Below are 12,287 nucleotides of genomic sequence, written 5' to 3' on the forward strand. Positions count from 1 at the left end.
TGCCGCCATGGCGAAAGAACCGCTCACGGACCCACGCTTCATGCTTCGAGAGCTGCGTTTCCCGGCGGGCTCGCCGATACCCGCGCCAGCCACCCGTCTCGATGTATCGCTGTACCGTCGTGCGCGAGCATCCCAGCTCCGCCGCGATCCGCCGCGTGCCCCACCCCAGCTTCTTGAGCCGCAGCATCGCAGTCACCTCGTCCGGTTCGAGCATCGCTTCTCTCCGCGCCAATCTCGCGGAGATCTTCGTACCTGTCTCAACGTCCATTAGTCCCTCCTAAGGTCTGAAAGGGGGACCAGTTTTAGGTGTCGCTACCGGACCAGTTTTACATGTCGCCTGACAAAGCGGTGCATACATCCATACCGTGAACCGCAAACGCAAAAGGTGAACCATGGCGACACTGGAAGATTTGGAAGCCGCACGCCGCGAGCTGGCCGAATGGAACGCGCGCTTTGACAACTACTCAGGCAACAACCCCGACAAATACCAGTCGGACATCAAGGTGGCGCGGCGCCGGGTGCGCGAGCTGGAAGGCCAGCTGAAAGCATCGGGTGTTCTTCCGATCTCGGCGCGAGCTCAACTTGAGGCTGAGCTGGACCGTGCGTTCCCCGCGGCAAGAAGCAAGCAGGTGGTCGAGCATGAGGGACGAAAATACCGACGACGGTTTTGGCCAGTTGAGCGCAGCAATTCCCGCAAGACAGTAAAGGAATGGGGGAAAGGCTGGGATGACATCACAGACGAATAGCTGTCTTCGGAAGAAGGGAAGCATACCCCATCGCTTCAACAGATGAACGCGCGGAGAAACGATCGCCTCCGAAGGGGACCGAGAATGCCGTATCCCGTTCCCGAAAAACCGTTTCGTCAGCCACCCGCAAATTTCGACATGCGATTCCAAGTTAGGCGTCTAACCCAACCATAGAAGCTACCGGAGCTCTTCTAGAGAGATATGTCGAGCCGGATAAGGACGGGTCCGATAAGCCACCGAGACATGGCCGAGAATCTGTCTTCAACATGCCAATGGACAGCGAGAAGATCGAGCTCATCAGAGATGGTCTCTTCGAGATCGACGACCATCTCTGGCGGCGCACTATCAAGGTTTCGCAACGCACGCTCCAAGTTTCGCAGCGAAACCCTTATACGCTTCATGTAACGTGTGCGGTCCTTAACCAGCCCGTTCCTGTTCAGTCCATACAAGTCAATCGATGTCCTCGCCTTTACGTAGCGCAGATCGCCTTCATCGCTCACTTTCGGTACGACGATGCATTTTCCATCGATGACTTCGAACGATAGGAAGTCGGCTGGATTTTCAGAGCATGGGTCGATGAGCAAAGGGGTTTCTGTTACTTCTGCGCCAGGACTCCTGCCGCGTGAACCTTCGTGCAAAAGGGGAAAGCGATCGCCCTTGCCGGTTTTCAGGATCGTTGAGTCATAGAGGAGCTGGTTCGTTTCCCGATTGCACAGGATGCAGGAGGGCACCAGATTGGACCACTCAGCTGCAAGCCACCAGTAACCTGGTTTCAATTGGGTCGCGCCATTGTCAATGCGTCCCTTGGGACGGTAATGCTCAACATCCTGCGTCTGCGTTGCATCGTAGTAACTCTCACAGTAGGCACAGAAACCTTCAAAAAGCTCACTCAACGCGGTTTTAACATCGGGGTCTGAATACGCCTTGAATTTGAAACCGTCGGTTTTCTTTTTTGTCACGAAGTGATCGTGCGACCGTTGCAGTTCCGTAGTTCCGCGTGTCACCCTAGAAAGTGCCGGGGGCGCTACTCGTGTTCGGCTAACAGCTCTCATCCCCGTCGCCGCTCACTGGCTCGATTAACCAAGGACTTGAAACGCGCAATCGTCGACGCTTTCAACGCGTCTGCTGTAAGAGGTGGCAGGTGCGCGTCTTCGGCCAAAGCGGCTTCAGAGGCCTCCAGAAAAAGGTTTTCCCTTTGATTTCGGCCGAACGACTCGCGATCGCCAAGGCGCGCCCTGAGTTCGGAAACGCGCGCGTTTCGACCTGGCTCGTCCGGCAGCGAAAGCAGATGATAGTATTCGTTGTAAAGACTTTCGGAGGTGGGATCGACAGTGCTGTTCAATCCAAAGTGACGCGACACCAGAAGATCGTCGACCAACATCCCTTCGATCGGCGGGAGCGTCCGATTGGCGATCGCGACTCCGTGCTCATCGCGTTCCATCAATGCAACCTCGCCATTGCGCAAGCCCCGCAGAACAAGTGGATCGTGGGTACTGGCGATAAATTGAACCTGCGGTAAGGCGTTGCGCAAGGCGCTCACGACGCGCATTTTCCATCGGGGGTGGAGATGGGCATCTATCTCATCAATGATGACCACTGCCGTCGCACTCTCAAGTGTTTCCCAACGCTCAAACAACAGGCGTATAATGTCGAGGCAAACTGCTACCATGGCCTGATAGCCGGCCGACATTTCTGTGAGAGACGCCAGATGGTCGTTCGTTTGGAAGAAAACCCTGCGGCCCTTGCGCACAAGCAGAGATTCCGACTGGATCGGCAGAATCTCCTTTAACGCCCTGCCAAGCGCGTCAAACTTTTCTTCCGACAAATCAACAAGCCAGGCGCGGTGGAGCGGCATCCTCGCCACCGGCTTAATAAGGGTTGAAATTCGCGCGAACTTGGAACCTGCGGCGTCGATTTCACGGACTCTTGGGTCAGGATAACGCAACGAACCATAGCCCAGAACCATAGCGGACGGGCGCTGAGTACCCTCGAAATGACGCTGTCCCCGACGGAAGTAAAGCTCCACCGGCGTTGCATTGTCCCAAAATCTCAAGGTAATCTGTCCATTCTTCGCGCCCGTTGACACGACCTTACTTGGCCGTGTTAGCCGCGAGGCCTCCTCAGCACCAGCCAAGGCCAGAGCGACGGCCTGTAAGAACGTGCTTTTGCCCGATGCGTTTTCTCCAAGCAGCATCAACCACGGCGCCCTGTCGTTCGTCGGCTCTGAAAAGCGAAGATCAACCTCCCGCAGCATACGGAAGTTGCGGATGGAGATTGATTCAAGGGGCCGCGCCGTCAATCGGAAGGCATCGTCGTCGAGCGTAATGACTTCGTCCGCAGTTCGGCTTTCTTCCGGAACCGCGATTGACCCACGTCGCTTCGAAGCGGCGGGAAAGCTTGCGACCGCAGCTCGTGCGGTCGCCGCATACGGAGACTCTGCAGACGTTTCAGTATCAGTTGCCCGTTTGGCACGATGTAAGGCTTCGACCTTCCGAAATACCTCATATCTCGCGTCTCGGAGGGGCGTTCGATTGAGGTTAAAGACCCTTATCGTTACTTCGCCTCGTTTTGTGATGGCGTTGATCGAGCCATCTGGCGAGAACTCGAGATGTTCGTCAGGCTGATCTCGACACGGATCAAGGAGCAGAGCCTCTTCCTTGTCATTTATCAAACCGATAGGCGTTAATGGTGGCACTCGATCCCCAACCACAGGAAACAAGCTCCGCTTTGCGCGATTACATGCGCCACAGATCGGGTATAGGTTCCCCCACTCGAGAGAGAGCCAACCGTAGTGGTCGAGGCTTCCCGCTCCCCTGAGATCTGCAGCGCCGGCTCGCGGTCGAAAATGATCGATATCCGTGCGATCCGGCTCAAGCAGGGTTTCGCAATACGCGCATTTGCCAGAGAAAAGAGTTCGCAGGGAAGATTGAACCTGCCGCCTGGCAGCTCTCCACTCCAATTCGAGATCCAGCTTTGTCTGCCTGCGAAGTGACGTCCCTGTTCTGTAATAGTCTTCAATCTTCCGCTTGGCTGCTACCTGGACCTCGGTAGAAATAGGTGAGGGAATGTCGCGATCGCTGAAGATCATCTATTGTTTCCATAAAAGGGGCTGTGACGACGTCGCTTGGATGTTATAGGAGCAGCAATTAAACGAAAAGTGGTCGCGAAACCTGTCGTTGCAATCTCTGTTTTGCAAGGCCGAGTCCGATGCGAGCGGCGCCCTTGTACCGCTTCAAGCTGACAAATTTGCCGCAATAGATCCGACGCAAGCTGTGGTTCAGCATGTTTCGAGCCGGCGCCTTTCCGACCTGATCGGATTGCTGAGCGAATATCGCGGCGGGCATCTATATTGACGAAGTCCTTGGGGCTGAAGAGGTCGTCGCATAGTCAACCACGCAAAGCCATCGACAACATCGGAGCCTGAACCGCAGGACGAGCCGGCTCTCATGCTGTAGCCCGAATACCGGTGCGGTTGCAGTTGCAAACTTGCCCTGGGACGAGGTCGATTTACGAACTATTAACCATCTGTATTAGAACCTCAAATTTCGCAAACAGAAATTAATTAGGCGCATGCTTCCGTCATCCGGACGCCGATTTTCGACTCCTATCCCTATCGATAGGTTTCAGGTATCGATAGTTAGCCATCTCGCCGCAATTTCTTGCTATCTTCCGGTACAATGACTATCTTGAAGGCACGAACTTTGATCAGGAAATTGCCCAATGTCCGAGCCGCAGCTTTCCATCCGTAGCGCCAAAGCCAAAGAACTTGCGCACGCGCTGGCCCGTCGCACCGGGATGCCGATGAGCAAGCTGGTCGAGCGCGCCCTTGAGCGCTATGATAACGAGCTCCGCCAACAGTCTGCCCGGGCCCCGATCGATGTGCTTTCGGATTTGATGGCCGAAGGCCGACATGCCGTCCCGGCCGGCACGACATCTGCGCATGACGATTTCTACGACGAGAACGGTCTGCCGCGATGATCGCAATCGATACGTCGGTCATTCTGGCGATGGCACTGGGGGAGCCGGAGGCCGAGCGCTTCACAGCGTTGGTCGGCCGAGAGGCCGTCGCGATCGGCTGGCCGACCCTGCTGGAGGCGCGAATGGTGCTGACAGGCAAAGGCTTTCCCAACGCTTCAAAAATCGTCGATCAGCTTTTCCAGTTGCCCAACGTCACGGCGATTGCTTTCGACGAGGCGCACTATCGCGAAGCGGAACGAGCCTTCGACCGCTTCGGCAAAGGCCGCCATCCAGCCACGCTCAACATGGGCGACTGTTTTTCCTACGCCGTCGCGAGAATCGCCAAGGCACCCCTTCTCTACAAGGGGCATGATTTTGGAAAGACCGAACTTAAATGCCACCCCGCGTCAGCCGGACTTTGAACGAGCCGCTCGCCACCGCGACGCTCAAGCGCGCAGAAGAACTCGACGCGCTCGACGCGATCCTGCCGTTCGATCGGCGAGACCAACTCGCTGCGCTTCTCACCGACGACGACGTCGCCACGCTCAAGCATCTCGCCAGCGAAGGCCTGGGCGACAATACGCTGCGCGCACTTGCCTCGGATCTGGGCTATCTCGAGGCCTGGTGCCAGCTTGCCACCGGCAGCCCCCTCCCCTGGCCCGCGCCCGAAAGCCTGCTGCTAAAATTCGTCGCCCACCACCTTTGGGATCCGGTCAAACGTGCCGAGGACGGCGATCACGGCATGCCTGCCGATATCGAGGCCGGCTTGCGGGATAGCAGCCTGCTTCGCGCGAAAGGCCCCCATGCGCCGGACACGGTGCGGCGACGCCTGACCAGTTGGTCGATCCTCACCCGCTGGCGTGGGCTCACCGGTGCCTTCAACGGTCCCGCGCTCAAATCCGCCTTGCGCCTTGCCGTGCGCGCCAGCGCCCGACCGCGACAGCGCAAAAGCAAAAAGGCCGTCACAGCCGACATTCTGGCGAAACTGCTGCAGGCCTGCGCCGGCGAGCGCCTGGTCGATCTGCGCGACCGGGCGATGCTCCTGACCACATTCGCTTCGGGCGGGCGGCGGCGATCGGAAGTGGCGGCCCTGCGCGTCGAGGATCTAGTCGACGAAGCCCCCGTTCGTACCGATCCGAACGACGCCAACTCGCCTCCCCTGCCCTGCCTGTCGATCCGCCTCGGCCGCACGAAGACGACGACCAGCGATGACGATGAACAAGTCGTTCTGATTGGCCGGCCGGTGGTCGCGCTAAAGCACTGGCTCGAGCAGGCGAACGTCAAAGATGGCCCGGTGTTCCGACGCATCGACCAGTGGGGAAATATCGACCGACGGGCACTGACCCCGCAGTCGGTCAACCTGATCCTGAAGACCCGTTGCAAACAGGCCGGGTTTGATCCGGCTCTGTTCTCGGCACATGGAATGCGGTCTGGCTACCTTACCGAAGCCGCCAACCGCGGGATCCCCCTCCCCGAAGCCATGCAGCATTCGTTGCACAAGTCGGTGACGCAGGCTGCTCGCTACTACAACGATGCGGAACGAAAGCAGGGACGCGCAGCCAGATTGATGGTCTGAGAAGCACGGCGCCTGGCATTTATTTTCACGATCCGAACAGCCGCTTATCCCAATATACCGGCTGATGAAGGCTGACGGTGATGCTCGCAAATTCAGGATGAGCCGGGTTGATGATTATGTTCTGATCGAGCCGGGCCACGACACTCGGCACGATTAGAAGCGCACTGCGCTTTTGCAGGCACCAGGCCTCGCCGAACTCCTTGCTTGCCACTGCCGGCATTGAGTCCCAACCGGGCATCGCAGCGGTCGAAAACACCTCATAGGTCATCCCCCTTGGGATTGTCACCTGAACATAGTGCTGGTTTGGCGGTAGTCGCCCACTGCCGTGCACGAGCTTTTCCAGTACAGCGGTGGAATAATGTTCGCTGGTGTAGATGACAGGCGTTCCGGGCGTATTCCAACGCCCGGGCGCAATCGTAGAACCTGTGGCGTCAAAGATCGGATAAGCCCCGTTGGGATCTCCTATTCGAAACGACGACAGTGTTCGATCAAGAACCTGGGCCGTCACGCAGCACTTCCATATTTGAGACTGGCGAGGATCTCCAACACCAGTTCCGCCCCGATCTCATTTTGAATGACGACGTCAATCGGAGCTCTATCCTCGAGCATGGGGTGGCTTCGGAACAAGAAATCCCGCGCCGCGTCTGGCCCTTGCCAAACGTCTACGGCAAGGTTCCACACGCGTGCGACGCGGGCGACCCTCATTCCTTCCTCTGGAGAGAGGCGCAGGCTGACCTTGCGCCGTTCCAAAGTGGCCTTGGGTACGAACCGATATTTGAAATGCCCGTCATTCGGAGCAAGCAGATGCGAGACGCGCTCTAGCACCGAGATCGGCAACCCTCCTTCAATCCGGGAAACCAGACCGAGCGGTGATCGCGCTCCGATTTCCTTGGGCGGAAGACCGAGTACGTCTGCTACTTTTTCAAATGCCAACATCGCTGAAAACCTCACCTCACTTGAGGCAAAAAATAGTATCAACCGGTGAAAACTACAACCGCTCAATCGCAAATGCCGCACTTAGGCCGGTATTTTCTTTTGCCCCACACCTCCCCGCATCAACGCCATCAGCATCGGCCCAAGCGAAAACTCCCCGCGTTCCGCCTTCCGTGTCAGGTCGCGCAGGTAACCGCCGGCCGAGTTGATCTGCCCTCCCCTTTCGAGAATGCATGCCATGACGGCAGCGGCGTTCTTAGCGCCGAGGATTTCGCAGGCCTCCTGATAGGCGCTCGGACTGACGCCGAGCATCGATCGGACGACAACGGCGGCCGACATCAGGTCCCGCCAGTTTTCGATTGTGCCGTTCGGCCCGTAATCGCGGATCTCCGGGCAAGCCTGCAGCACCATACCCAACGGAAACGCCTTTATCGGCTCTCTCATTGGTTTGATGGCCGGGCTCGGCTTCTCCCCCAGCTCGTTTCTAGAGCTTGGTTCAAGTTCATGTATGGATTCGGTATTTGAATTCTGTATGTGGCGTTCAATTTGGACATCATTGCTGTCCGTTTTTACGAAATCTTCCAGAATTTCCAGACGGTTGATCACTTCCTCACGCAGCATCTGCATTTCATCGAGGATCGGCTCTATGTCTAAGACCGTCGGTGTGCGCGGAATGCGCGCGATCAGCGCTATGTAATGATCTTCAACCCGTCCCCAGTCGCCGGCGGCCCCCTCCTCGATCGCAGCGGTGAGCAGCTTGCGGATATCTCGCCGGCAAATTGACAAGGCCTCCTTTGTCGCGCGGAAGCGACGGCGCTCGGCTGCAACCTGTTGAGCCATATGTGCGAGCTCCTCGGCACGCGCAAGAAGCGGCGCCAGACTGAAGCCAAAAGCCTCTTCAATCGCGCCGCCATTGTCCTTGCGGGCATACCGCTTGCCGTTGGCGCTGTCTTTTCGCTGGATCAATCCGGCCTCGACCAGAGCCGCTAGGTGCCGACGCAAGGTCGTGCCGGCAATGCCATGAGCGCGTACAGACAGCTGATCATTTGACGGGAAGACGACAAGGCCGCGGTCTTCGGAAAGCTCACTTTCCGGATAGAAAGTCAGCAAAGCGTCGAGCACGGCAAGCGCTCGGTCCTGAACGCCAAGGACCGCCCTCGCCTCGCAGGCATCACGGAACACCTTCCACTTGTCGACGGTCTTGCCGGATTTGATTTCGGCCATCCGCATCTGCCCTCTTACAAGGGCAAGCGAAATCGACCGCCGCCCAAAAGGCGTCGTCACATTTCCACTCTGCATTTTCCTTCACCTCTTCGAAGGCAAAAGAAATCCGCTCACCAAAAACGGTGCCAAGACTCTTGACGGGGATTCGTGAAAATGCGATTCTCGATCTTGCTACAGATATGAGAGAGGCTTCCACGACGGAAACGTTTGGGGGCCTTTTTCTTTTGCGGTTCTAAATCTCCGATCTCATCGGATTGTCAGCTGACAATCCAATTACTCTTCTGTTTTTCCTTGCTTTTCCTCTTCGAACATCGCCACCAATTCGGGCATGCGCGAGGACAGGAATTCTGCGAACTCTGCCGATGTGACCGTAATCTTCGAACCACGGACATTGCGCTCGATCGAGGCGAGCGCAACGCCCTTTTTTGTGCGTATTGATTCGATTGCCCTGTATTTCTTTTCCGCGGCCGTCATCGCCTTCCAAAGGCGGTCGAACCGTTTGCTGGTCTCGTCGCCGAGGAAGTCGGCAGCCTGGATCTCCTTCTGGGCCCGTTTGGCTGATGCGCCGTCTTTCAGCCTTTCGGCAAAGGCGAGCCAGCGCGGCCGCCCGATCTTGGGCGCCGGCCCAATCGCAAGAATGATCTCGGTGCTGACGCCTTCGGCAACCTGCAGCAAACGGGACGTCTCGGGCTTGTCGACAGACAAGGCCTTGGAAATCGTTTCCCTATCAAAGCCGTGTTCTTCCATGCGCCGTGCAAAGAGCGCCCGCTCGATGAAGCTCAGATCAACACGAGGGCCGTTCTCTTGTCCTTGGGCGAGAATGACCTGCTCGTCCGTCAGGTTGCGGACGATGGCTTTGACGGGCCGGGCAAGGTCTGCCGACGCGCGCAGGCGTCGGTGGCCATAGGCGGCCTGATACTGGTTCGGCTTGTCGGGATGCGGCCGAACGAGGATCGGCACTTGTTGACCGTTTGCCGACATCGAAGCCTTCAGTTCGTCGAACTGCGGATCGGCTTCAAGTGGTATGCGATCGCGAATGAAGGCGACTTCGATGAGCGCCGGATCGAGTTCGATGACCTTGTCGCCGGCTGCGATCGCGTCCCGAAGTTCCCGAGCCGCTGCAGCCTCCTCGTTCAGGCGACCGAGCGACAGGTTCATGGCGCGGACGGCGCCAGCCGGCTTGTGCGGCACGACCGCGTGTGGTGCTTCGGCCTTGGCGTGCTCGGCGGAGTTCACCATGCCCTTGAGGATGTCCCTGCCCTTCATGCCCTACCCCATGATGCTCGAATAAGCGTCTCTACCTCGGAGTTGACGCTGTCCATCGCCTCAACGGCCCGGTCGTAGGTTTGCCGGTTCATCGTTTCCCGTCCGGCCTCGTAGATCGTCTGCTTGGATAGGCCGGCATCAGAGACGGCAGTCGATTTCACCATCATCGACGTCAACACGCGCTCTCCGAACAAGCTTCTGAGGAATGCAACGATCTGGGCCTGTGGCCCGTCATTGGGCTCATGCCGGGTCACCAGGTAACGCATCCAGTCGTAGTCGAGATCGCCCCCGGCCCCCTTGACCACGCTCAAGAGATCAGAGGTCATAGAGAGGAACTGGTTCATTGACGCGACGTCGAGCATCTGTGGGTGAACCGTAATCAGGACCGAGGTCGCCGCGCAAAGGGCCGAGAGGGTTAGGAAGCCGAGTGTGGGCGGGCAATCGATCACCACGACATCATATCGGTCCTGCAGGTCCATCAGCGCGTTTCCGACGCGCATGAAGAACATGTCGGTGTCCACGGCGTCCCTCGATGCGAGCGCCCGTGGCGTATCGTGCTCAAACTCGTGCAGCTCCAGGTTACCCGGGATCAGGTCGAGGCCGGCAAAGTAGGTCTGACGCACAACGTCGGTCACCGGGCGCCGCTCGGCGTCGTAGCGGATTGCGCCATAGAGCGTTTCGTTTTCACCGACGTCAAACTCCGGCTGGAAGCCGAGCATGGCGGACATGGAAGCCTGCGGATCGAGGTCGGCCGCAAGGACGCGATAGCCGCGCAAGGCAAGATACTGGGCGAGATGCGTCGCCGTGGTCGTCTTGCCCGAACCGCCCTTGAAGTTGGTGACCGCGATCACCTGAAGATGATCGCCTTCGCGGCGACCGGGTAAATATGAAGGTTTGGTTCGCCCGAGCAGCTGCCGGATGGTGTTGACCTCATCCAGGGAAAAGGTGCGCCGACCCCCAGCCGTCTTCTCAGAGGTGACAGCCTCTTCCTGTGAGGCGATGTGCCGGACGTAACTGTCCGTGACACCCAGGAGCCTTGCCGCCTCGGTGCTGCTGAAGCGCCGGAGCGTTTTCTTGGCATTTGGTGAGAAGAGCTTTTCGAAGAGGACCTGCAGCTGGCCGCTCAGCAAGCTGGAGTCATCCGCTATCGTCTCGTCGATAGAAAAACGCGCGCGCTTCTCTTTGCTTTCAACAATCGCAACTTTCATCGCCATTCACGCAAATTCCAGTAATTCATTGAAGTTTCCGCAAATGATCTTCAAACGAGCGTTCGGGTCAAGGAGTTTTTGGTTAACCGAAATTAACGGTAGTGGCCATCCGAAATTATTGTTTTTTTTCCGTGCCTTACTTTGATTGTCAGGTGACAATAATTGTCGCGCTCACCCACCCAAATCCGTCGTTCCCGCCCTCGCTCGGGAGAATCGTTTGCACTAGTACCGACTCACTATAGCTGAGTCGCGGTCGATCGCATGTCTCGCGGACCTGATCCGATCGTTCACCCCGTGGAAAAGCGATGCCGTTGTTGCGGTGTTCAATCTGCCTTGAGCGAGGAACCTATGGCCCCTTCGCGATGATCGGTGTTTTGTCTGGCGAGCGAAACATCGCTTTGGGAGAGCGAGAGGGCTCCCCTCTCGCAGGTTGGCCGCCCGATCGATCCGGGCGGCCAACCCACCCCGCCCCAAAAAGGGCAGTCGGCCGCGCATGACTGCGCGGCCGACTGGAGACAACCTGAGGCTACTCGGCAGCCTCACAGAGGGCGTCGCTGAAGCCGACTACATCCGCCTCGACAATCTTGCCCTGAGCCGCCACAGAGGCCGGACGGATCGGCAATGGCAGCCATGAGGTGCCCTTGACCTGCGTCTCGGCATAGGCGGCTGCCTCACCCTTCTTCATGCGGGCAATCCCTTCGCCGCGTCTGCACCCTTGGCTTCGGTAACTGCGGTCCGATGCCGTCCCGAGTGATGTGGCTGAAGTAGCTCTTGGCCGTGGGCTCGAAGTAGGCGCTGATGTCGAGGTCAAGTGCGACGGCCAGTGCCTCCGAGTGGACGCGCTCGGTCCTGCGGTAGTCGTACTTGTCCTTGACGGCATCGATCGACTGGGCGGCTGCGAAGGCCAGAATGGCGAGACGTTCATCCTCCCTGCGATCAAGGCACCATTCGAACATATCGGCTGGGTTTCCCGGCACCTCATAACCATACCGCTCCCGAAGCTCGTCGACCCCTGCAAGCGCCGGATTGTCCTCAGGGGCCTTCATGAGTGCAGGCAAGTTTTTCGTGGTCAGAACGATGTCGAGGCAGGAGTGATTTCGCGCATGCGGCAACAGCGTTTGCAAGAGCAGTGAATGCACGACGCTTGCGAGCGCCACGCGGTGGTTGTTGGCGGTCTCCAGCCGAATGGCGGCCGTGCGCTGTGCGGCCAAGTCTTCGACGAGGGCCACGGAGTGCGTGAGAACTGGCGCTCCCGTCTCGGTCACGACAGCGCCGGGTCCGCCGCCGTGTTGCTCGTCCGCCTCGGCTTCGCCGGTGAGAGGCACCTGAGCGGACTCCGGCTTCAGGTAGCCGCGATGGGAGGCGGGCTCGCCCATG

The 12,287-nt window shown here is 58.3% G+C and carries 14 protein-coding genes; 4 read left to right on the forward strand and 10 right to left on the reverse strand.

Features of this window, described 5'->3' with window-relative positions; all coding sequences use genetic code 11:
* Window positions 1-214, reverse strand: a 214-nt coding sequence (locus BLU15_RS39280) for a helix-turn-helix domain-containing protein (protein WP_176960473.1), incomplete at its 3' end; no start/stop codon positions are given.
* A 178-nt stretch (window positions 215-392) separates the two neighbouring features.
* On the opposite strand from BLU15_RS39280, the gene BLU15_RS36245 reads away from it, so the two are divergent.
* Complete coding sequence (locus BLU15_RS36245; protein ID WP_090302068.1) at window positions 393-746, forward strand: hypothetical protein; 354 nt, start codon at window positions 393-395, stop codon at window positions 744-746.
* A gap of 191 nt (window positions 747-937) precedes the next feature.
* Here BLU15_RS36245 and BLU15_RS36250 read toward each other — a convergent pair whose 3' ends face one another.
* On the reverse strand, window positions 938-1,705 hold the full coding sequence (locus tag BLU15_RS36250) for an HNH endonuclease family protein (protein WP_090302071.1): 768 nt from the start codon (window positions 1,703-1,705) through the stop codon (window positions 938-940).
* 89 nt (window positions 1,706-1,794) lie between these two features.
* Window positions 1,795-3,834: an AAA family ATPase gene (locus BLU15_RS36255; RefSeq protein WP_090302072.1), complete on the reverse strand. Its 2,040-nt coding sequence runs from the start codon at window positions 3,832-3,834 to the stop codon at window positions 1,795-1,797.
* 632 nt (window positions 3,835-4,466) lie between these two features.
* Here BLU15_RS36255 and BLU15_RS36260 point away from each other — a divergent pair.
* From BLU15_RS36260 to BLU15_RS36270, 3 genes are read left to right on the forward strand one after another with little or no spacing between them, the layout of a single operon-like run.
* A complete protein-coding gene (locus BLU15_RS36260) occupies window positions 4,467-4,724 on the forward strand; it encodes a type II toxin-antitoxin system VapB family antitoxin (RefSeq protein WP_090302073.1) in 258 nt (85 codons plus the stop codon).
* Window positions 4,721-5,125, forward strand: coding sequence for a type II toxin-antitoxin system VapC family toxin (locus BLU15_RS36265; RefSeq protein WP_090302074.1), 405 nt, complete (start codon window positions 4,721-4,723; stop codon window positions 5,123-5,125). The genes BLU15_RS36260 and BLU15_RS36265 overlap by 4 nt, the downstream gene beginning before the upstream one ends.
* Window positions 5,122-6,279 carry a site-specific integrase gene (locus BLU15_RS36270; RefSeq protein ID WP_244546939.1) on the forward strand — a complete coding sequence of 386 codons (1,158 nt, stop codon included), beginning with the start codon at window positions 5,122-5,124 and terminating at the stop codon, window positions 6,277-6,279. Before BLU15_RS36265 ends, BLU15_RS36270 begins: the two co-directional genes overlap by 4 nt.
* Before the next feature lie 25 nt (window positions 6,280-6,304).
* On the opposite strand, the gene BLU15_RS36275 is transcribed toward BLU15_RS36270, so the two are convergent.
* From BLU15_RS36275 to BLU15_RS36300, 7 genes are all read right to left on the reverse strand, one after another.
* On the reverse strand, window positions 6,305-6,787 hold the full coding sequence (locus tag BLU15_RS36275; protein WP_090302076.1) for an RES family NAD+ phosphorylase: 483 nt from the start codon (window positions 6,785-6,787) through the stop codon (window positions 6,305-6,307).
* Window positions 6,784-7,215, reverse strand: a complete 432-nt coding sequence (locus tag BLU15_RS36280; RefSeq protein WP_090302078.1) for an antitoxin Xre/MbcA/ParS toxin-binding domain-containing protein — start codon at window positions 7,213-7,215, stop codon at window positions 6,784-6,786. The genes BLU15_RS36275 and BLU15_RS36280 overlap by 4 nt, the downstream gene beginning before the upstream one ends.
* Window positions 7,216-7,296: 81 nt before the next feature.
* On the reverse strand, window positions 7,297-8,511 hold the full coding sequence (gene repC / locus BLU15_RS36285; protein WP_090302080.1) for a plasmid replication protein RepC: 1,215 nt from the start codon (window positions 8,509-8,511) through the stop codon (window positions 7,297-7,299).
* Between the two features lie 198 nt (window positions 8,512-8,709).
* Entirely contained in the window at window positions 8,710-9,702 is a 993-nt protein-coding gene (gene repB / locus BLU15_RS36290) for a plasmid partitioning protein RepB (RefSeq protein ID WP_090302081.1), read from the reverse strand.
* Window positions 9,699-10,916, reverse strand: coding sequence for a plasmid partitioning protein RepA (gene repA / locus BLU15_RS36295; RefSeq protein WP_090302083.1), 1,218 nt, complete (start codon window positions 10,914-10,916; stop codon window positions 9,699-9,701). Before repA ends, repB begins: the two co-directional genes overlap by 4 nt.
* Before the next feature lie 520 nt (window positions 10,917-11,436).
* Window positions 11,437-11,595 carry a hypothetical protein gene (locus tag BLU15_RS39775; protein ID WP_176960474.1) on the reverse strand — a complete coding sequence of 53 codons (159 nt, stop codon included), beginning with the start codon at window positions 11,593-11,595 and terminating at the stop codon, window positions 11,437-11,439.
* Window positions 11,582-12,286 (reverse strand): hypothetical protein, encoded by a 705-nt coding sequence (locus tag BLU15_RS36300; protein WP_090302084.1) that lies wholly within the window; start codon window positions 12,284-12,286, stop codon window positions 11,582-11,584. The genes BLU15_RS39775 and BLU15_RS36300 overlap by 14 nt, the downstream gene beginning before the upstream one ends.
* Window position 12,287: the final 1 nt, after the last annotated feature.

This window comes from Ensifer sp. YR511, assembly GCF_900103045.1.
GTDB classification, from domain to species: Bacteria; Pseudomonadota; Alphaproteobacteria; order Rhizobiales; family Rhizobiaceae; genus Ensifer; species Ensifer adhaerens.